At 66.8% G+C, this 18,737-nt stretch carries 18 protein-coding genes; 9 read left to right on the top strand and 9 right to left on the bottom strand.

From position 1 onward, the window contains the following. The first annotated feature begins 49 nt into the window (after positions 1-49). Positions 50-376: a hypothetical protein gene (locus BMZ69_RS18280; RefSeq protein WP_092159175.1), complete on the top strand. Its 327-nt coding sequence runs from the start codon at positions 50-52 to the stop codon at positions 374-376. Here the strand turns inward: BMZ69_RS18280 and BMZ69_RS18275 are convergent. From BMZ69_RS18275 to BMZ69_RS18265, 3 genes are all read right to left on the bottom strand, one after another. Beyond that, the gene (locus tag BMZ69_RS18275) at positions 360-1,451 is read right to left on the bottom strand and encodes an ATP-dependent DNA helicase (protein ID WP_092159172.1); all 1,092 of its coding nucleotides are present in this window, start codon (positions 1,449-1,451) and stop codon (positions 360-362) included. The genes BMZ69_RS18280 and BMZ69_RS18275 overlap by 17 nt on opposite strands. A gap of 67 nt (positions 1,452-1,518) precedes the next feature. After that, complete coding sequence (locus BMZ69_RS18270; protein WP_244543435.1) at positions 1,519-3,195, bottom strand: methyl-accepting chemotaxis protein; 1,677 nt, start codon at positions 3,193-3,195, stop codon at positions 1,519-1,521. 288 nt (positions 3,196-3,483) lie between these two features. Further along, positions 3,484-4,068, bottom strand: coding sequence for a GNAT family N-acetyltransferase (locus BMZ69_RS18265; protein WP_348272484.1), 585 nt, complete (start codon positions 4,066-4,068; stop codon positions 3,484-3,486). Positions 4,069-4,152: 84 nt separating this feature from the next. Here BMZ69_RS18265 and BMZ69_RS18260 point away from each other — a divergent pair, with 84 nt between their 5' ends. After that, positions 4,153-4,770: a LysE family translocator gene (locus tag BMZ69_RS18260; protein WP_092159168.1), complete on the top strand. Its 618-nt coding sequence runs from the start codon at positions 4,153-4,155 to the stop codon at positions 4,768-4,770. 3 nt (positions 4,771-4,773) lie between these two features. Here BMZ69_RS18260 and BMZ69_RS18255 read toward each other — a convergent pair whose 3' ends face one another. Next, a complete protein-coding gene (locus BMZ69_RS18255; protein WP_092159166.1) occupies positions 4,774-5,469 on the bottom strand; it encodes an SDR family oxidoreductase in 696 nt (231 codons plus the stop codon). Between the two features lie 162 nt (positions 5,470-5,631). Here BMZ69_RS18255 and BMZ69_RS18250 point away from each other — a divergent pair, with 162 nt between their 5' ends. Together BMZ69_RS18250 and BMZ69_RS18245 are read left to right on the top strand one after the other, a co-directional pair. Then, positions 5,632-5,877 (top strand): type II toxin-antitoxin system VapB family antitoxin, encoded by a 246-nt coding sequence (locus tag BMZ69_RS18250; protein ID WP_092159164.1) that lies wholly within the window; start codon positions 5,632-5,634, stop codon positions 5,875-5,877. Continuing rightward, positions 5,874-6,299: a type II toxin-antitoxin system VapC family toxin gene (locus tag BMZ69_RS18245; RefSeq protein WP_244543430.1), complete on the top strand. Its 426-nt coding sequence runs from the start codon at positions 5,874-5,876 to the stop codon at positions 6,297-6,299. The genes BMZ69_RS18250 and BMZ69_RS18245 overlap by 4 nt, the downstream gene beginning before the upstream one ends. Positions 6,300-6,302: 3 nt before the next feature. Here BMZ69_RS18245 and BMZ69_RS18240 read toward each other — a convergent pair whose 3' ends face one another. Further along, entirely contained in the window at positions 6,303-9,899 is a 3,597-nt protein-coding gene (locus tag BMZ69_RS18240; protein WP_092159160.1) for a hydantoinase B/oxoprolinase family protein, read from the bottom strand. Between the two features lie 237 nt (positions 9,900-10,136). On the opposite strand from BMZ69_RS18240, the gene BMZ69_RS18235 reads away from it, so the two are divergent. The 4 genes from BMZ69_RS18235 to BMZ69_RS18220 all read left to right on the top strand — a co-directional run bounded on the left by BMZ69_RS18235 (position 10,137) and on the right by BMZ69_RS18220 (position 13,742). Continuing rightward, positions 10,137-10,685 (top strand): TRAP transporter small permease, encoded by a 549-nt coding sequence (locus BMZ69_RS18235; RefSeq protein WP_092159158.1) that lies wholly within the window; start codon positions 10,137-10,139, stop codon positions 10,683-10,685. Then, complete coding sequence (locus tag BMZ69_RS18230) at positions 10,685-11,989, top strand: TRAP transporter large permease (RefSeq protein WP_092159156.1); 1,305 nt, start codon at positions 10,685-10,687, stop codon at positions 11,987-11,989. The genes BMZ69_RS18235 and BMZ69_RS18230 overlap by 1 nt, the downstream gene beginning before the upstream one ends. Before the next feature lie 45 nt (positions 11,990-12,034). Continuing rightward, complete coding sequence (locus BMZ69_RS18225) at positions 12,035-13,021, top strand: TRAP transporter substrate-binding protein (RefSeq protein WP_092159154.1); 987 nt, start codon at positions 12,035-12,037, stop codon at positions 13,019-13,021. 202 nt (positions 13,022-13,223) lie between these two features. Next, a complete protein-coding gene (locus tag BMZ69_RS18220) occupies positions 13,224-13,742 on the top strand; it encodes a winged helix DNA-binding protein (protein ID WP_092159427.1) in 519 nt (172 codons plus the stop codon). Between the two features lie 159 nt (positions 13,743-13,901). Here the strand turns inward: BMZ69_RS18220 and BMZ69_RS18215 are convergent, their stop codons facing one another. After that, positions 13,902-15,575, bottom strand: coding sequence for an acyl-CoA dehydrogenase family protein (locus tag BMZ69_RS18215; protein WP_092159152.1), 1,674 nt, complete (start codon positions 15,573-15,575; stop codon positions 13,902-13,904). Positions 15,576-15,981: 406 nt separating this feature from the next. On the opposite strand from BMZ69_RS18215, the gene BMZ69_RS18210 reads away from it, so the two are divergent. Then, positions 15,982-17,250 carry a cell wall hydrolase gene (locus tag BMZ69_RS18210; protein ID WP_244543429.1) on the top strand — a complete coding sequence of 423 codons (1,269 nt, stop codon included), beginning with the start codon at positions 15,982-15,984 and terminating at the stop codon, positions 17,248-17,250. Positions 17,251-17,637: 387 nt separating this feature from the next. Here BMZ69_RS18210 and BMZ69_RS18205 read toward each other — a convergent pair whose 3' ends face one another. The 3 genes from BMZ69_RS18205 to BMZ69_RS31650 form a co-directional block, all read right to left on the bottom strand. After that, on the bottom strand, positions 17,638-18,114 hold the full coding sequence (locus BMZ69_RS18205) for a helix-turn-helix domain-containing protein (protein ID WP_092159150.1): 477 nt from the start codon (positions 18,112-18,114) through the stop codon (positions 17,638-17,640). Next, positions 18,111-18,446, bottom strand: coding sequence for a hypothetical protein (locus BMZ69_RS18200; protein ID WP_092159148.1), 336 nt, complete (start codon positions 18,444-18,446; stop codon positions 18,111-18,113). Before BMZ69_RS18200 ends, BMZ69_RS18205 begins: the two co-directional genes overlap by 4 nt. Before the next feature lie 107 nt (positions 18,447-18,553). Next, positions 18,554-18,737, bottom strand: a 184-nt coding sequence (locus BMZ69_RS31650; protein ID WP_175506861.1) for a hypothetical protein, incomplete at its 5' end; no start/stop codon positions are given.

Here is an 18,737-nt window from a genome sequence, read left to right as displayed (position 1 = left end):
AGCAGCCCTGCATGGCGCGACGCCCATCACGGTCGCGGATGTTGATGTCTTGCTCAGCGTCGCCGATATCGGCCGCATTCTGCCGCAGCTAGGCATCGAACCCTATCCGGCGCCGCCAAATCCGCTATTCAGGTCCAGGGTTCTGGCCAAATGGCCGGGGCCGCCCGTACCTGTCGATCTCATGGCCGGCTTCGAGCATCGCGTCGGCGAGACCTGGCATCCGGTCCAGCCGGTGACGCGGCAAGCGGTCACCGTGGGCGCGACGATCGTTTACATCCCCGAGCGGGACGAGCTCAGGCGCATGCTCGAAGCGTTCGGGCGCCCCAAGGACCTCGAACGCGCCCGTCTGCTGGCGGAGCTCACATCACCACCGTGATCGTCTCGGCGGCGCGGGTCAGGCCGGTATAGAGCCAGCGCGCCCGGTGCTCGCGAAAGGCGTAGGCCTCGTCGAACATGACGATGTTGTCCCATTGCGAGCCCTGCGCCTTGTGCACCGTGAGGGCGTAGCCGAAGGTGAACTCGTCGGTGTGGCGGCGCAGTTCCCAGGGCACCTCGTCCTCGGTGCCGTCGAAGAAGTTCGGCAGCACCGAGACCTTGACCGGCTTGCCGCCGGTGTCGTCCTCCGGCGTCACCCGCATGGTGACGAGGCCCTTCTTCGAGGTCTTCAACTCCTGCACGATCCAGGCGCCGCCATTGAGCAGGCCCTTGCTCTTGTCGTTGCGCAGGCAGACCAGCTTCTCGCCGACCGCCGGGACGTTGGCGACATGGCCCATGAGCTGGCGCATGCGGGCATTGTATTGCCGGCGGGTCTTGTTGAGGCCGACCAGGACCTGATCGGCCGACAGCACGATCTCGGGCGTGATCTCGGCGCGCCGGATGATCCGGCTCGCGCCGTAGTCGCCGACCTCCAGCCGCCCGCCCTCGCGCACGATCATCGACATGCGCACGATCGGGTTGTCGGCCGCCTGGCGATGGACCTCGGTCAGCATCACGTCGGGCTCGGCCTCGGTGAAGAAACCGCCGCCCTTGACCGGCGGGAGCTGGGCCGGATCGCCCAGCACCAACACCGGCGTGCCGAAGGAGAGCAGGTCGCGTCCGAGCTCCTCGTCGACCATCGAGCACTCGTCGATGATGATCAGCTTGGCCTTGGCGGCGGTGCTCTCGCGGTTGAGCACGAAGGTCGGGCTCTCCTCGTCGACCCCGCGCGAGCGGTAGATCAGCGAGTGGATGGTCTGCGCGCCCTCGCAACCCTTGTTGCGCAGCACCAGCGCCGCCTTGCCGGTGAACGCGGCGAAGACGACGGTGCCGTCGACGCCCTCGGCGATGTGGCGGGCGAGCGTGGTCTTGCCGGTGCCGGCATAGCCGAACAGGCGAAAGAGCTGCGGCGAGCCGGCCTTCAGCCAATCGGCCACGGCGGCGAGCGCCGCGTCCTGCTGCGGCGACCAGCTCATGGGTGGATGCGGATGCTGTTGAGCATGGCGCACAAGGCCGCGAGTCGGGCGGCCAAGGCAAGCCGGATCAGGCGGCGCGCAGCCTTCGGGCGAACTCGTCCGCCTCCGCCTGCAAGGCAGAGATGCGCTCGTCGAGCTGACGGGCTCCTGTGGCGCCTTGCTCGGCGTGGGAGGCGGTCTGGACGCTGGCGCCGGCGATCGTCGTCACGGCGCTGGCGGCCTGCCCGGTGACCACCGAGATGCGGGCGATGGTCTCGCCAAGCCCCTGCAGCAGGCCGGTATGCGAGGCGACCATGGTCGAGATCTCGGTGCTTGCCTGCTCGACCGCACCGGCGCGATTGGCGATGCCGGTGATCGCCTGAGCGGCCTGCGACAGCGCCGTGTTCACCGTCGCGATCCGGGCCGAGATCTGCGCCGTCGCGTCGGCGGTCTGGGTCGCCAGCGCCTTGACCTCGCTGGCGACGATGGCGAAGCCGCGGCCATGCGTGCCGGCACGAGCCGCCTCGATCGTGGCGTTGAGAGCGAGCAGGTTGGTCTGCCGGGCGATCGCTTCGATCAACTGGACGACGTCGCGGATCTTGCCGGCGTTCTCGGTCAATCTGCCGACAAGGCCGACCGTGCCGGCGGCGTCCCGGGTCGCGAGGCTCGCGGTCTCCGAGACGCGCCGGACCTCGCGATTGATCTGCTCGACCACCTCCTCCAGCCGCAAAGCGGCATCAGCGATGCTTATCGCCTCCTCGCCAGCTCCGGCGACGGCCTGCGCCGCAGCGCTTCCGCTATGCGAGATCTGTCCGGCTCGGAGTGCGGATGCGGCGAGCGCCGCCCGCAACCCCTCGCTCAGCCGGCCGATATCGGCGAGCAGGCGACCGATGCGCGTCTCGAACTCCTGGGCGATCCTGTGCAGTTCCTCCGTCCGCTGCTGCCGATGCTGCTGCGCCAGGTCGGCCTCGGCATCGCGGGTGACCAGTGTGGCGCGGACTTCGCTCAGCGTGCGTACCGTGCGGGCGAGCTGGCCGATCTCGTCGCGGCGCTTGCCATAGGGCACCTCGACGACCCGGTCGGAGGAGGTGACGCTGGCGATGGTCTCCATCAGCACGCGCAAAGGCCGGGTCAGATAGGTCCGCAGCAGCAGGATCGCGAGCAGCCCGCCGGCCAGCGGCAGGCCAGCGGCGATCAGGATCACGCGCAGCCGGACCTTCCTCGCCAGGTCGCCGGCACGGCTGGCTGCGAGTCCGGCCTGACGGTCGAGATCGTCGCGCAAGCGCGCCGTCGCCGCGATGATCTGGCGGACGTTCTCGCGCGCCTCGACTGCCGACGCTTCGATCAGTGCTGCCTTGGGCGAGACGCGCCGGCCGATATCGACGATGTCGCGCTGGAAGGCGATGAAGGTTTTTATGCGCGGGTCCAGCGAGGCGTTGGCCTGCAACAGACCTACCGGCAGCGACGACATCAGATTGGCGCCGGCCGAATCGACCAGTTCGACCGCTTCGTCGAGCTGGTCGAGCGCCGTCTGGACTGCACGCGGCTCGCTCGCATCGTCGAAGCGGCTGAGGAGCGAAGCCTGCGCGACCCGGCTCGACAGCAGCGCGGCCTTGTTGGCGAGCTGTTGGCCGGCGAAGGCCTCTCGGTCGATCTCATGGACGGAATCGAGCCCGCTGACCGCACTCGCCAAACCGAGTGCAGCCGCGATCCCGAAGATCGCGAACAGGACTGTGATCTTGGCTGTAAGCCCGAACGGCCGCATCGTCTTCACCGCTTCGCCAGCGGGCAGAGCTTTCGCAAATGCGAGACAAACAGATCCTTAACGGAGCCAGCTAAGTATCTAAAAAATATAAAATATTTGACTTGACAGGACTCCCGGAAAAGCTGCCGCTCCTTCTGCGACCTTGTCTCTTCCTTGAGCCCTCATCCTGAGGAGCCGCGTCAGCGGCGTCTCGAAGGATGCTTCAGGAGGCTCCGGAGACAACTGGAGCATCCTTCGAGACGCAACCTCCGGCCGCTCCTCGGGATGAGGGGACGTTCGAACAGGCAGTCAGAGGACGAAGCGCATCAGCGGCCGGCCGGGCTTCTGCCTCGCGACCTCGGCGAAACCGGCGCGCTGGAACACGCTCTCCGGACCGACATAGAGGCCGTCGGCACTGCGCTTCCCCTCATTGTCCATCGGCGCGGCTTCGATCAGGCGCGCGCCGCTCACCCGGGCGAAATCCAGCCCACCGGCCAGCAGCGCCGCCGTGACGCCCTGGCCGCGAAAGCCCTTGCGGACGAAGAAGCAGGAGGCCGCCCAGTTGCGTTCGTCCTCAGCGGGTGCATCCGGCAGCGGCGTCGAGGCGCGGCGCGGATTGTTCCACTCGGGCACATGCGCCCGTGGCCCGATCTGCAGCCAGCCGACCGGGACATCACCGGCGAAGGCGAGCACGCCGGGCGGCGGGCCCTTCCTCACCCTGTCCTCGAAGAGCTGGCGCGCGCCCTCGCCGAGCAGCGGCTTGCGCAGTTTCGGCGGCATACGGAAATGATTGCACCAGCAGCCATAGCAGGGGCCTTGCGGGCCGAAGAGATACTCCAGCGCCGGCCAATGCTCCGGCGTCAACGGGACGACCTGAAAGTTTACCTTCATCATCCCTGCCCCTCCCTCGACAGGCTGGCGCAAACAGGAGAGGAATGACGCGTCGCCTCCGAGGCGGCCGCCGTCGGAGGCTATTCCATGTCACTCGAACTCCTCGCCGCCTATCTCGTCGCCTGCTTCGTCATCGTGATCGTGCCCGGCCCGACGGTGACCCTGATCATCGCCAACAGCCTGAGGCATGGTAGCCGCGCCGGGCTTCTCAACATGGCAGGAACGCAGGCCGGGCTCGTGATCATGATCGCGATCGTCGGCATCGGCCTGAGCTCGGTGATCGCCGCGATGGGGCATTGGTTCGACTGGGTCAGACTCGCGGGCGCCGCCTATCTAATCTGGCTGGGCTGGAAAATGTATCGCAGCGCCGGTGAGATCAGCGATGGCGCGGCCGAGGCACGCGCGCCGCGTGGCGGCTTCTTCCTGCAGGGGCTGCTGGTCGCGCTGAGCAACCCGAAGACGCTGGTCTTCTTCGGTGCCTTCTTCCCGCAGTTCCTCGATCCGACCCGCGACTACGCCACGCAGATCGCGATCATGGGCGCGATCGCGATGCTGTTCGCCGCCGTCAGCGACAGCGCCTATGCGATCCTCTCCGGCCGGGCCGGCCGCTTCCTGTCGCAGAAGCGCGTCCGGCTGATGTCGAAGTTCAGCGGCGGCTTCCTGATCGGCGGCGGGCTCTGGCTCGCCTCGACCCGCGGCAGCTGATCCCTACCAGGGGATCGCCTCGCCCTTCCAGTTGCGGAAGCTGTTGGTCTGGGCCATGCCGGACGCATCGATCGTCGCGATCAGCCCGGCGGCGCTCTCGGACGGCGGGATATCGGCCCCGCCGCCGCCCATATCGGTGCGGACCCAGCCGGGGTGGAACAGCAGCACTGCGACCTCGCTGTCGCGCACCGCATTGCCGAAGCCGACCATGACCATGTTCACCGCCGCTTTCGAGGAGCGATAGGCGATCGCGCCGGACGGATTGCTACCGATCGAGCCCATGCGGCTGCTGATCGTGACGATCTTGCGGCCCGAGCCCGCCTCGACATTGGGCAGAAAGGCCTGCGCCACCCGCAAGGGGGCGTAGACATTGACCTCGAAGACCTCGCGCCAAGCCTTGAAATCCATGTCGAGCGCCGACTGCCGGTCGCGCGGGCCGTAGACGCCGGCATTGTTGACGAGCACGTCGATCGGCCGGCCGTCGAAAGCCTGCTTGGCCGCCGCCACGCTCCTGTCGGAGGTGACGTCGAGTTCGAGCGGGGTCAGTTGTCCGACATGGACGCCGGCGAGTTCCGCCATCGCCCCGCCCCAGGGATCGCGCGCCGCAGCGACGACATGGTCGCCCCGCCGCAGCAATTCCATCGTCAACGCCAGGCCGATGCCGCGATTGGCACCGGTGATCATCCAGGTCTGGGGCATGGTCGGTCTCCGTCTCAGAGACCAGACCTAAGCCTCGGACCCCGCCCTTTCCAGAGCGGCAGCGCGTGCCGTTTGCCCCAACGAGACGCGGCGACATGCGAGTGCCGTCGTTCAGATGAATATTCACTTGCCTGATATGAATATTCATATGAAAATCAAGCCATGTCCCTCTACATCCGCGACCGCACCGTCGACGAACTCGCGACCCGCTTGCAGAAGGCAACCGGCGCGCGGACAAAGACGGAAGTCGTGCGTCGAGCACTCGAACAGGAGCTTGAGCGGTTGGAGAGCGCCCGTTCGCTGCGCGAACGGATAGCACCCAGCCTCGCGCTCGCCGACGCGATGGGGCAAGGCAAAAGCGACTTTGACGTCAAGGCCTTTCTCGACGAGATGTGGGACGAAGCGTGACCTATCTGGATGCGTCCGTGATCGTCGCAATACTCGGACGGGAGGACGACGCCGAGGTCCTGCTCGACAGACTCGAAGCTGCCCAAGCTCCTTTTCTCATCTCGCCACCGGGCCTGTTCGAGGCCGTCATGTCGCTGGCGGCGAAAAAGGCGCGCGACACGGGCAGCGAACTGGATTCCTCCCTGATCGACCAGGCTCAGAGCAGCGTCGCCTTGTTCGCGGCGAACATCAAAGCGCGCGAAATCGAGATTTCGCCCGCAATCGGCCGGGCCGCGATCGAGGCGGCAAAACGCTATGGGCGAGCGGTCGGCAGCCCGGCCAAGCTCAACTTCGGCTACTGCTTCGCCTATGCCTGCGCCAAGGAATATGGCGCAGCCCTGCTCTACAAGGGCAACGATTTCGCGCAGACCGATCTGGCTTGAACCTCAGCCCTTGCGCTTGCCATACCCACCGGCGGTCGGCGTGATCACGGTGACCGCTTCGCCGGCCTGGAGCAGCGTCTGGTCACTCGGCTTCAGCTCCTCGACCTCTCCCGAAAGCCGCCGGACCAGCGTCCGGCCGAGCTCTCCCGGCTCGCCGCCCTTCATGCCGAAGGGACGGACCTTGCGGTGCGAGGCGAGGATGGCGCAGTCCATCGTCTTGAGGAAGCGGATGGTGCGGCTGGTGCCGTCGCCGGCATTCCATTCGCCCTTGCCGCCCGAGCCGGCGCGGATGTGGAAATCCTCCAGCACGACCGGGAAGCGCGTCTCCAGGATCTCCGGATCGGTCAGGCGCGAATTGGTCATGTGGACGTGGACGCCCGAGGTGCCGTTGAAGCCAGGCCCGGCCGGCGATCCCGAGCAGATCGTCTCGTAATACTGGTACTGGTCGTTGCCGAAGGTCAGGTTGTTCATCGTGCCCTGCGAGGACGACATCGCCTCCAGCGCGCCGAACAGCGTGTTGGTCACGGCTTGGCTGACCTCGACATTGCCGGCGACGACGGCGGCCGGATAGCGCGGCGCCAGCATCGAGCCTTCCGGCACGATCACTTTGATCGGCCTGAGGCAGCCGGCATTCATCGGGATCGCATCGTCGACCATGACGCGGAAGACATAGAGCACGGCGGCGCGGGTGACGGGCGCCGGCGCGTTGAAATTGTCCGGCCGCTGCGGCGAGGTGCCGGTGAAGTCGACGGTGGCCTCGCGCTTCTCGCGATCGATCGTGATCTTCACCTTGATCGCGCAGCCTTGGTCCATCGGATAGGTGAACTCGCTGTCGTGCAGGCGGGTCAGCAGGCGCGCGACGCTCTCGGCGGCGTTGTCCTGGACATGGCCCATATAGGCCTGGACGACATCGAGGCCGAAGGAGCGGATCATCTTGCGCAGCTCGGCAACGCCCTTCTCGTTGGCGGCGATCTGCGCCTTCAGGTCGTTGACGTTCTGGACGACGTTGCGGACGGGATAGCGCGCGCCGGTCAGGAGCTTGAGCAGTTCCTCCTCGCAGAAGCGGCCCTGATCGACGATTTTGAAGTTGTCGATATAGACGCCCTCTTCCTCGATATTGGTCGCCAGCGGCGACATCGAGCCCGGCGCGGTGCCGCCGACATCGGCATGGTGGCCGCGGCTCGCCACCCAGAACAGGATGTTCCTGTCCTCATTGTCGAAGACCGGGGTGCAGACCGTGATGTCGGGCAGATGCGTGCCGCCATTATAGGGCGCGTTGAGGCAATAGACATCGCCCGGGCGGATCACCGGATTGTTCGAGATCACCGTCTCGACCGAGCGGTCCATCGAGCCGAGATGCACCGGCATGTGCGGGGCGTTGGCGACGAGCGCGCCGGTCTGGTCAAAGACCGCGCAGGAGAAGTCCAGCCGCTCCTTGATGTTCACGGAATAGGCGGTGTTCTGCAGCGTCACGCCCATCTGCTCGGCGATCGACATGAACAGGTTGTTGAAGATCTCGAGCATGACCGGGTCGGCCTTGGTACCGATCGCCGCCTGCTGCACCAGCGCCTTGCTGCGGGTCAGGACGAGATGATCCTTCGCCGTCAGCTTGGCGGTCCAGCCGTCCTCGACCACCACGGTCTGGTTCGGCTCGATCACGATGGCCGGGCCGGCGATGCCCTGGCCCGGCGCCATCGCCTCGCGCCGGACGATCGCCACCTCGTGCCATTGCCCCTTGGAGAAGAAGCGGGTGCGCTCGGCGATCTCGGGCTCGCCGGCGTTCTCGGCGGCAGCTTCCTCCTCGAAGCGGGCGCCGCCGCCGACGGCCTCGACCTCGACGGCTTCGACGACCAGCGCCTTGGTCTCGTCCATGAAGCCGAAGCGGGCCTTGTGCGCCGCCTGGAAGGCCTCCTGCATCTCGGCGCGGCTGCCGAACGGCGTCGCGATCGCGGTGTCGGTGCCGGCATAGCGGATATGGGCGCGGACATGGATGGCGATGTCGGCCTCGGCCACGCCCTGCCCGGCGACTTCGCCCTTCGCCTCGGCGCCCAGCCTGTCGGCAAGCGTACCGATCGCCGCCTTGGCGTCGGCATCCAAGGGCACGTCGAGCGCCGCGGTGCGGGTCGCGCGTATCTCGGCGAGGCCCATGCCATAGGCCGAGAGCAGGCCGGAGAACGGGTGCAGCAGCACGGTCTTGATGCCGAGCGCGTCGGCGACGAGGCAGGCATGCTGGCCGCCGGCGCCACCGAAGGAGTTCAGCGCATAGCGGGTGATGTCGTAGCCGCGCTGGACCGAGATCTTCTTGATCGCCTCAGCCATGTTGGCGACGGCGATCTGGACGAAGCCGTCCGCGACCTCCTCGGGCGTGCGACCGTCACCGACTTCCGATGCGAGCGCCGCGAATTTCTCGCGCACCGTTGCGACATCGAGCGGCTGGTCCTGGCCGGGGCCAAAGATCGCCGGGAAATAGGACGGGATCAGCTTGCCGACCATGACATTGGCGTCGGTCACGGCGAGCGGGCCGCCGCGGCGATAGGCGGCCGGGCCGGGATTGGCGCCAGCGGAATCGGGGCCGACGCGGAAGCGCGAACCGTCGAAGTGGAGGATCGAGCCGCCGCCGGCAGCAACGGTGTGGATCAGCATCATCGGCGCACGCATGCGCACGCCAGCGACCTCGGTCTCGAAGGCGCGCTCATACTCGCCGTCGAAATGGGCGACGTCGGTCGAGGTGCCGCCCATGTCGAAGCCGATGACCTTGTCGAAGCCGGCCGAGCGGCCGGTCTCGGCGAGGCCGACGACGCCGCCGGCCGGGCCGGAGAGGATCGCGTCCTTGCCCTGGAACAACTCGGCAGCGGTGAGGCCGCCCGAGGACATCATGAACATTAGCCGCGCGCCGGTGCGGGCGATGTCGAGCTCCTCGGAGACTTGCGCGACATAGCGGGCGAGGATCGGCGAGAGATAGGCGTCGACCACGGCGGTGTCGCCGCGCCCGACCAGCTTGATCAGCGGCGAGACCTCATGGCTGACCGAGACCTGCGGGAAGCCGATCTCGCGGGCAACCTTGGCGGCGAGCTGCTCATGCGCCGGGTAGCGGTAGCCGTGCATGAAGGCGATGGCGACGGCGCGGAAGCCGGCATCGTACTGCGCCTGCAAGGCGGCGCGGATCGCCGCCTCGTCGGCAGCCTTCTCGACCGCGCCGTCGGCGAGCACGCGCTCCTCGATCTCGACCACGGCGTCGTAAAGCTGCTCCGGCTTGATGATCTCCTTGGCGAAGATATCGGGCCGGGCCTGGTAGCCGATGCGCAGCGCGTCGCGGAAACCCTTGGTGGTGACCAGCAAGGTGCGGTCGCCCTTGCGCTCGAGCAGCGCATTGGTCGCGACCGTCGTGCCCATGCGGACTTCGCCGACCGTCGCGGCCGGGATCGGCTCACCGCGCTTCAGGCCGAGATGGTCGCGGATCCCCTGGACGGCGGCGTCGCGATAAGCGCCGGGATTCTCGGAGAGCAGCTTGCGGGCATATAATTTGCCTGCGGGATCGCGGCCGATCACATCGGTGAAGGTGCCGCCACGGTCGATCCAGAAGTCCCAACGGCCGCTCATGATCCGATCCCCCGATTTATTGGCCAGGAAGGCATTTTGACATTTCATCGATAAATCGTCGATGAAACGTTGACAAGCCCATTTCGACGATTAGGATCGCCGTCAGAGATCGGGACATGGCTGAGGGGCCGGGCCGATCCAAGGGGAGGCTTTCATGACGGGACCGGTCCTGGCAACCGCTGCTTTGCGCATGGCGCAATCGGCTGGCGTGGCATCACGCCGTCCGGAGGCGCGCGCATGATCCGCCGCTTCCTCGACGCGCTCTATCTCGTCGCCGGCTGGCTTTCCGGCATCAGCCTCGTCGCGATCTTCGTGCTGATGATGCTCCTGTCGATCGGCCGCGAGATCAATTTCAACATTCCCTCCGGCGACGATTTCGCCTCATGGGCGCTGGTGGCGATGGCGTTCTTCGGACTCGCCCACACTTTCAAGCGCGGCGAGATGATCCGCGTCGGGCTGCTGATCGAGCGGCTGCACGGCAAGCCCCGGCAGGCCGCCGAACTGGTCTCGCTCACCGTCGCATCGGCCTTCATCGGCTATTTCACCTGGCAGGCCGGGCGTCTCGCGCATGATTCCTGGCGCTTCAACGACATGTCGACCGGCGTCATCTCCGTGCCGCTCTGGATTCCCCAGCTCGCCATGGTGATCGGCCTCGGCATACTGCTGATCGCGCTGATCGATGAATGGATCATCGTGGCGCGCGGCGGCCGGCCCACCTATCAGCCCGAGCCGCCGAAATCCGTCGAGGAACTGGTCGAGCGCGTCGCGCAGGGCGGAGGCGTCTGATGTCCCTGCCCGAACTCTCGCTCGCCCTCCTGCTCTTCCTCGTCGTCGTCCTCGGCAGCGGCATCTGGATCGCCGTCGGCCTCGGCCTGGTCGGCTTGATGGCGATGAACCTCGTCACCAATGTCCCGATCGGCCAGGTGCTGGCGACCACCGTCTGGAGCGCCACGGCCTCCTGGACGCTGGCTGCCCTGCCTCTCTTCATCTGGATGGGCGAGATCCTGTTCAGGACGAGGCTGTCCGAGCAGATGTTCCAGGGCCTCTCACCCTGGTTGCAATGGCTGCCGGGCCGCCTGATCCACACCAACATCGTCGGCTGCGGCATCTTCGCGGCGGTCTCGGGATCGTCGGCCGCGACCGTCGCCACGATCGGCAAGATCTCCCTGCCGGAGCTGAAGAAGCGCGGCTATGATGAGCGGCTCAGCCTCGGCACGCTCGCCGGCTCGGGAACGCTCGGGCTCCTGATCCCGCCCTCGATCCCGATGGTGGTGTACGCGGTCACCGCCAATGTCTCGGTGCTGCAGGTCTTTCTCGGCGGCTTCCTGCCCGGCCTGCTCGTGATGTCGCTCTACATGGGCTACGTCATCGTCTGGTCCCTGCTGAATCCGGACAAGACGCCGCCGCGCGACCCTGCCATGCCGCTGGGCGAGAAGCTGCGCCAGTCGGCGAAGCTGGCACCCTGCCTGCTGCTGATCGTGGCGGTCTTCCTGTCGCTCATTCTCGGCTTCGCGACGGCGACCGAATGCGCCGCCTTCGGTGTCACCGGCGCGCTCCTGCTCGCCTGGTGGAGCGGCACGCTGACCTGGCCGACGCTGCTCGAAAGCATCATGAGCGCGACGCGCCTCACCTGCATGATCATGCTGATCCTGGCGGGCGCGGCCTTCTGCACGGCGGCGATGGGCTTCACGGGCATCCCTGGGGCGCTGGCGCAATGGGTGAAGGGCCTGGAGCTCTCGCCATACATGCTCGTGCTGGCGCTGACCGCCATGTACATCCTGCTCGGCTGCCTGATCGACGGCATCTCGATGATCGTGCTGACCGCTGTGATCGTGCTGCCGATGATCCGGGAAGCGGGGTTCGACCCGGTCTGGTTCGGCGTCTACCTCGTCGTCCTGGTCGAGATGGCGCAGATCACGCCGCCGGTCGGCTTCAACCTGTTCGTGCTGCAGAACATGAGCGGCAAGGACACCTGGACGGTTGCGAGGGCAGCGTTTCCGTTCTTCATTCTGCTCAATGTCGCCGTGTTCATCATCACGGCGTTCCCCCAGATCGTGCTCTATTTGCCAAAGCTCGCCTTCCCGGATTGAGTTCAAGACCGAGCAACCAAGACCAAGCAAGAGAGGGACAACGACATGTTCAATCGCAGAACCGCGATCGCCGCCTTCGCACTGGGCTGCAGCGCCTTCGCGCTCGCCGCCCCCGCCGCGGCCCAGACCAAGTGGAACCTGCCGGCCGCCTACCCGGCCGACAACCCGCATTCGGAGAACCTCGTCCTCTTCGCCAAGGACGTCGAGACCGCGACGTCAGGCAAGCTGCAGATCACCGTCCACCCCGGCGCCTCCCTGTTCAAGGCGCCCGAGATCAAGCGCGCGGTCGCCAGCGGCCAGGCCCAGATGGGCGAGGTGCTGATGTCGATCCACGAGAACGAGGATCCGATCTTCGGCATCGACGTGGTGCCGTTCCTGGCGACCTCCTTCGCCGACTCGAAAAAGCTCTATGCGGCCTCGAAGGCGGCGGTCGAGAAGAAGCTCGAGAGCCAGGGCGTCAAGCTGCTGTTCATGGTCCCCTGGGCGCCGCAGGGCGTCTACACCAAGAAGGAGCTCAACACGATCGAGGACATGAAGGGCCTGAAATGGCGGGCCTATAATGTCGGCACCGCCCGCCTCGGCGAATTGCTCGGCATGCAGTCGGTGACGATCCAGGCGGCGGAGCTGCCGCAGGCGCTGGCGACCGGCGTGGTCAATTCCTTCATGTCGTCGGGCGGCACCGGCTACGACTCGAAGGCCTGGGAGACGCTGACGCATTTCTACGACGTGCAGGCCTGGATCCCGAAGGATGCCACCTTCGTCAACAAGGCCGCCTTCGACGCGCTCGACAAGCCGACGCAGGAGGCGATCCTGAAGGCCGCCGCGACAGCCGAGGCGCGCGGCTGGAAGATGTGGGAAGAGAAGACCAACTGGTATCTCGACCAGCTCAAGGCCAAGGGCATGAAGGTGCAGGCCCCGTCGGCGGCGCTCGCCGCCGGCTTCAAGAAAGCCGGCGAGACGCTGACCGCCGACTGGCTGAAGAAGGCCGGCGCCGACGGCCAGGCGATCGTCGATGCCTATAAGAAGATGTGAGGCTGTTCCCGCATTAGCGCGGGAACCACGACAGACCCCCTCTCCTGGAAGGAGAGGGGCAGGGGTGAGGTGTTCGGAGCGGAATCGTTAGCTCGAACCCCACCGCGCGGTCAGCGCTCGCGCCACTGGTCCACCGGCCGACACCTCACCCTGCCCTCTCCTTACAGGAGAGGGTTCCCCGCGCCCTTCGGTGAACGTCACGATGCAATCTCCCGACAACCTCGGCCCGATCGTCTCCTCCGGCCATCTTGCCTCCGGCGCGATGCCGGCGCTGTCGGAGTTCGAGTTCGCGCTGACGATGACGGTAAACGCCTTCCATCGCTGGATGCTGCGCGGCATGACGGCTGCCGGCATCCCCGAATTGACGCCGATGGACGTGCTCGTCCTGCACAACGTCAACCATCGCGGCAAGGCCAAGCGCCTCGCCGACATTTGCCTCGTCCTCAACATCGAGGACACGCATCTGGTGAACTATTCGCTGAAGAAGCTCGAGCGCCTGAAGCTGCTGAAGAGCGGGCGCAAGGGCAAGGAGAAGACCGTCGCGATCACGCCTGCGGGCGAGGAAGCCTGCAAGCGCTACGCCCAGATCCGCGAGCAGCTTCTGGTCAAATCGGTGCTGGCGACCGGGATCGACCCGGCCCGCCTGTCGGAGATCGCCGCCGCGATGCGCTCGCTGTCGGGCCAGTACGACCAGGCGGCGCGGGCGGCGGCGAGTCTCTGAACGAAGCGCGGGAACCGCGACAGGCCCTCTCTCCCGGAACGGGGGAGAGATGGAGAGGGGGCTGTCACTATATCAACCAGCCTCAGCGCTGCCCCCTCCCAACCCTCCCCCGTTCCGGGAGAGGGCTCGCGCGCTTTACTGCAAGCCCGAACTTCCCCCTCAGCCCTCGACCAGTCGCCGCGCGATCACCTGCGCCTGGATCTCGGCCGCGCCCTCGAAGATGTTGAGGATGCGGGCGTCGCAGAGCACGCGGCTGACCGGGTACTCCAGCGCAAAGCCGTTGCCGCCATGGATCTGCAGCGCGTTGTCGGCCGCCGCCCAGGCGACGCGGGCGCCGAGCAGCTTGGCCATGCCGGCCTCGAGGTCGCAGCGCCGGTCGGCGTCCTTCTCGCGGGCGGCGAAATAGGTGAGCTGGCGGGCGATGACGAGCTCGGCCGCCATCATGGCGAGCTTATCGGCGACGCGCGGGAAGGCGATCAGCGGCTTGCCGAACTGGATGCGCTCCTGGGCATAGCGCAGGCCGAGATCGAAGGCCGATTGCGCGACGCCGAGCGCGCGGGCCGCGGTCTGGATGCGGGCAGCCTCGAAGGTCTGCATCAATTGCTTGAAGCCTTGGCCTTCGACGCCGCCGAGCAGGTTCTCCCCCTTGACCTCGAAGCCGTCGAAGGCGAGCTCGTATTCCTTCATGCCGCGATAGCCGAGCACCTCGATCTCGCCGCCGGTCAGCCCCTCGACCGGGAACGGATCGGCGTCGGTGCCGCGCGGCTTCTCGGCGATCAGCATGGACAGGCCGCGATAGCCCGGCGCGTCCGGATCGGTGCGGACCAGCAGCGTCATGATGTCGGCGCGGACGGGATGGGTGATCCAGGTCTTGTTGCCGTAGACCTTCCAGACATCAGCGTCCTTAACCGCCTTGGTGCGCAGCGATGCCAGGTCGGAGCCAGTGTTCGGCTCGGTGAAGACCGCCGTGGGCAGGATCTCGCCCGAAGCGATCTTCGGCAGCCAATAGGCCTTCTGCTCGTCGGTACCGCCGTTGAGGATCAGCTCGGCGGCGATCTCGGAGCGGGTGCCGAGCGAGCCGACGCCGATATAGCCGCGCGAGAGCTCTTCGGAGACGACGCACATCGAGACCTTCGACAGGCCCATGCCGCCGAATTCCTCGGGGATGGTCAGGCCGAAGACTCCGAGCTCGGCCATCTGCTCGACCACCGGCAGCGGGATGTACTCGTTCTGCAGGTGCCATTCATGCGCATGCGGCGTCACCTGCTGCTCGCAGAAGCGGCGCATCTCCGAGCGGATCGCTTCGAGCGTCTCGTCGAGGCCGGGGTCGCCGACGCTGGCGAGGCCTTGCGATTGGCTGAACAGGGCGACGAAGCGGGCGCGGTTTTCCGGTGTGTTGCCTTCGGCGATCAGTTGCTCGGCGGCGTCCGAGCAGGCGGCGGCGACGGCCTTGGCCGAAAGCCCGAGCGTCGGCAGACGGACGATCTCGCCCTGGCTCATCGGGATGCCGCCGAAGATCTGGGCGGCGTATTCGCCGGCGCCGATCCGGATCGCGTAGTCCTCGATCGCGCCGTAGCGATCCTCGCTTTGCAGGCGCTCGCCATAGGCTTTCAGCTCGCGCAGGGCCATCACATAGGTGGCGAGCCAGGAGAGGCCATGGGCGGCGTGCTGCTCCTGCTCGAGCTTGGCCGCGGAAATCCGGCCGTCGACCAGCACCTTCTGCCTGACGGCGGCGACCGCTTCCTCCAGCAGAGCCTCGAAACCGGGCAAGGCGGCGGCGATCAGCGCGACGGCATTGGCCTCGGAATCAGCCTTGAGGGCGGTGGCATTCATGTCTCTCTCCCTTTGTTGCGGCGCAGCATAAGGGACAAATCCCCGATCGGGAAAGCCGTCTTTTGGCGGAGGCTGGCACAAGCCCGTTCATCCCCCCAGCCCTCATCCTGAGGAGCCATTCCCATGGGAATGGCGTCTCGAAGGATGCTCCAGGAGGCTCCGCAACTCACTGGAGCATCCTTCGAGACGCAAGCTTGTGCTTGCTCCTCAGGATGAAGGGGCTGTGGGTGCCCGTCCCTGCGACCGGCCGAGGCAATCGGCGGTGCCACGTTAACCCACCTTCAACCCTGACAAGGGATTATCGAACTGTCGCGAATTTGCATCATCCGGATTTGCGGCCATTCCGCTTTCGTCTTCTGGATATGAGGGCCTGGGTCAGTTGCGTCTGCGTCGGCGATCGAAGCGAGTGGGCTGGCAGCGTCTGCGCTGGGCGCTGGCGACGGTCGCGCCCTGGGCGCTCTCGGCCGGCATGCTGGTCTCCTTCACCGCCTCGGCCGGCCAGAATCCAGCCCCACTCGGCCCGCCAGGCTCGCTGATCGCGCGCACGGCCCCGGGGCCACTCTCCGAACTCGCGGACGGCCCGTCGCTGCTCGTCGCCGCCAGCGCCTTCCATCTGCCGGAGCGTGCCTATGCCCGCCTGATCCAACCGGCGCGCCTCTCCTTCGAAACGCCGGAGCGGACCTTCGCGATCGATCCGCGCCAGCCGCGCGAGGACATGAAGCGCTCGGCCAGCGCCTTCCCGCAGGTCGACCGCAGCAGCAAGGGTGACCCGATCATATCGCTGCGCCCGACGCTGACCCGCAACGGCCCGCCCGGCGAGCTCGAACAGGTCGTCTTCGGTGACACCCAGCCCGGGCTGATCTCGGGCGGTTTCTCGCTGGAAGCGCAGGAAAGCCCGGAGGAGCCGCCGCTCGGCTTCGAGCCCTTCCTGCGCGATGAGGGTGTCACCGACCCGGCCCTGTCGGAATCCTCGCCGGCCGCGGTGCCGAAGAGCCTCGGCTCGCCGCGCCATGGCGAACTCGCCCCGGAAAACCTCGACGGCGCGACACCGACCGTCCCCACGGCACTCGGCCAGTCCTCCAGCACGCCGACAGCCACCGGCAGCGCCGGCGCTGCCTCGGCGACGCCGATGCAGATGGCGCCCGTCGCCGCCGAGCCGAAATCGCGCAGCCGCATCGCCAAATCGGAGCGCGGACCGAGCACGGACCTGCGCACCGTCGACCCCAATGAGAAGCAGATCTATACCAGCCTGATCGCGCCGGAGAACATGGCCAAGGAGCAGCGCTGCCTGGCCGAGGCGGTCTATTTCGAGGCCCGCTCGGAGGGCGAGCAGGGCCGCGCCGCCGTGGCGCAGGTCGTGCTCAACCGGGTCAAGAGCGGGCTCTACCCGAACACGGTCTGCGGCGCGGTCTACCAGAACGCCAGCCGCCATCTCGCCTGCCAGTTCACCTTCGCCTGCGAGGGCAAGTCGCTGCGCATCACCGAGCCCGGCCCCTGGCGCGACGCGGTCCGCATCGCCCGCGAGGTCTATGACGGCACGACCTATCTGGCGGAAGTCGGCGCCTCCACGCATTACCACGCGGACTACGTTCGTCCGTACTGGGCGCGAAAGCTGAAAAAAATGGACACTATCGGCCGGCACGTCTTTTACAAGCTGCGGCCGGGGCAGACATAAGACGAGTGTGAAACGAACAATCACATGGCAATGAGGCGGGATTAGCCGGGACTATCCGGGATCAGGCGGAAAGCGGCGGCGCTGCAAGGGCTTAGGCGGCGAAGGGCGCGGCGGTTATTGCCATTTGATCTTTCGCGGCCTGCGTGGCCAGAAATCCCGAAAGGCAGAAAGCCAGAAATCGGGATCGGCGCTAACTCATTGAAATCCCGTCGCGGCGCCCGCCGGAACTGTCATGATTTGCCGATATGGCGAGCGCCTGCATGACAGTTCCGGAAAATGTAGCAAACTCAATCGCATGGGGCGGAAGAATGGGCATGACGCCCGATCTCGAACTGTCACGCTGGATCGCCAGGTCGGCATGGTGCAGGCGGGAGCGCTGGCACTCTCTCAGTCGAAGGCCTTGAGCGCGAGCACAATCAGGCGGCGCAGCGTATTGCCGACGCGGCCGGCCTCCCAGCCCTGATAGGTGCGCAGCGGCACGCCTAGCAGCGAGGCAGCATCACCCTGCGTCATCGCCGCCTTGCCCCGCCATTCCTGCAGGAGGGCGGCGACCTCGCGGCCGCCATCGGCGGCGTTGGCGGGGAGCTCGTCCGCATCTGCCCCGTCCTCGCCGAGCAGGGCCGAGAGCGCGGCCCGCGCCTTGTCCTGCGGCAGGCTCTCGATGCTGCCGCCATACCAAGCCGCAAGCACTCCGGTGCGCTGGTTGCGGATCATGAGGGACCAGCCGCTTTCCTTGTCGAGCCGCTTGACCTCGGCCACGGCCTCCCAGCCCTTCGGCGGGCGGAGCGTCCCGGTGAACTTGCTCACCCAGCCCGCGCCCAGCTCCTGGACGACGAGCCTGCCGCGATTGATGGAGGGGCTCATTGAGCCCGCTCCCAGGAGAGGCCGCACTCGCCGGCTTTCGCGATCATGACGGCCTCGTAGATGTCGTAGCCGGAGCGGTCTCCCGGCAGCGCCAGGCACTCCATCTCGCAGACGCTGACATAGGTCTTCGAGCCGGCCGGAGCGACGATGTGGCCGATCAGGCGGCTATCCTCGGCCGAGTAATCGATGCAGCCGGTGTCGCGGCCGGACATCGGCTCCGCGTAAGTGTGGACGAAGCTCTCGGCCGACCGCCAGGAATAGTGCACGTGGTCGGAGGAGGTCAGGTAGTTGTGGCTGTCCTGGGCGTAGACGGGGATGCGGATCGTGGCCATCGTCGTGGTCCTGCCCCTCATTGCCGGGAGGCGCCGGGCGCCAGCGTTTGCTGACAGGATGGAGTCTATACGCATTTTTGCGTATGTCAATGGAGCCCGCGAAACGTTCAGCTCGGCCCGTACAGCGGCCCGCCCGGAAACTTCACCGGCTCCGGGATGCAGACATCCTCGGGCGCCGGCCTGGTGCCGCATTTCTGGCAGACCAGGCGCTTGTGCAGCTCGTCGAGGCGATCGCCGTTGAGGACGCCGCGCAGCAGCCGCCAGGGGATGTGATGCGTGACCCTGCAAGTC

Origin of the sequence: Allobosea sp. CRIB-10, assembly GCF_900112185.1 — a bacterium.
Classification (GTDB): Bacteria; Pseudomonadota; Alphaproteobacteria; order Rhizobiales; family Beijerinckiaceae; genus Allobosea.
Note: the sequence above shows the minus strand (reverse complement) of the source record. Positions and strands in the feature narration are given on the sequence as shown.

Coding starts and splice junctions, on each gene's coding strand:
- BMZ69_RS18275 (WP_092159172.1), bottom strand. CDS start 1,451: ATGAGCTGGTCGCCGCAGCAGGACGCGGCGCTCGCCGCCGTGGCCGAT.
- BMZ69_RS18270 (WP_244543435.1), bottom strand. CDS start 3,195: ATGCGGCCGTTCGGGCTTACAGCCAAGATCACAGTCCTGTTCGCGATC.
- BMZ69_RS18265 (WP_348272484.1), bottom strand. CDS start 4,068: ATGATGAAGGTAAACTTTCAGGTCGTCCCGTTGACGCCGGAGCATTGG.
- BMZ69_RS18260 (WP_092159168.1), top strand. CDS start 4,153: ATGTCACTCGAACTCCTCGCCGCCTATCTCGTCGCCTGCTTCGTCATC.
- BMZ69_RS18255 (WP_092159166.1), bottom strand. CDS start 5,469: ATGCCCCAGACCTGGATGATCACCGGTGCCAATCGCGGCATCGGCCTG.
- BMZ69_RS18250 (WP_092159164.1), top strand. CDS start 5,632: ATGTCCCTCTACATCCGCGACCGCACCGTCGACGAACTCGCGACCCGC.
- BMZ69_RS18240 (WP_092159160.1), bottom strand. CDS start 9,899: ATGAGCGGCCGTTGGGACTTCTGGATCGACCGTGGCGGCACCTTCACC.
- BMZ69_RS18235 (WP_092159158.1), top strand. CDS start 10,137: ATGATCCGCCGCTTCCTCGACGCGCTCTATCTCGTCGCCGGCTGGCTT.
- BMZ69_RS18230 (WP_092159156.1), top strand. CDS start 10,685: ATGTCCCTGCCCGAACTCTCGCTCGCCCTCCTGCTCTTCCTCGTCGTC.
- BMZ69_RS18225 (WP_092159154.1), top strand. CDS start 12,035: ATGTTCAATCGCAGAACCGCGATCGCCGCCTTCGCACTGGGCTGCAGC.
- BMZ69_RS18220 (WP_092159427.1), top strand. CDS start 13,224: ATGCAATCTCCCGACAACCTCGGCCCGATCGTCTCCTCCGGCCATCTT.
- BMZ69_RS18215 (WP_092159152.1), bottom strand. CDS start 15,575: ATGAATGCCACCGCCCTCAAGGCTGATTCCGAGGCCAATGCCGTCGCG.
- BMZ69_RS18205 (WP_092159150.1), bottom strand. CDS start 18,114: ATGAGCCCCTCCATCAATCGCGGCAGGCTCGTCGTCCAGGAGCTGGGC.
- BMZ69_RS18200 (WP_092159148.1), bottom strand. CDS start 18,446: ATGGCCACGATCCGCATCCCCGTCTACGCCCAGGACAGCCACAACTAC.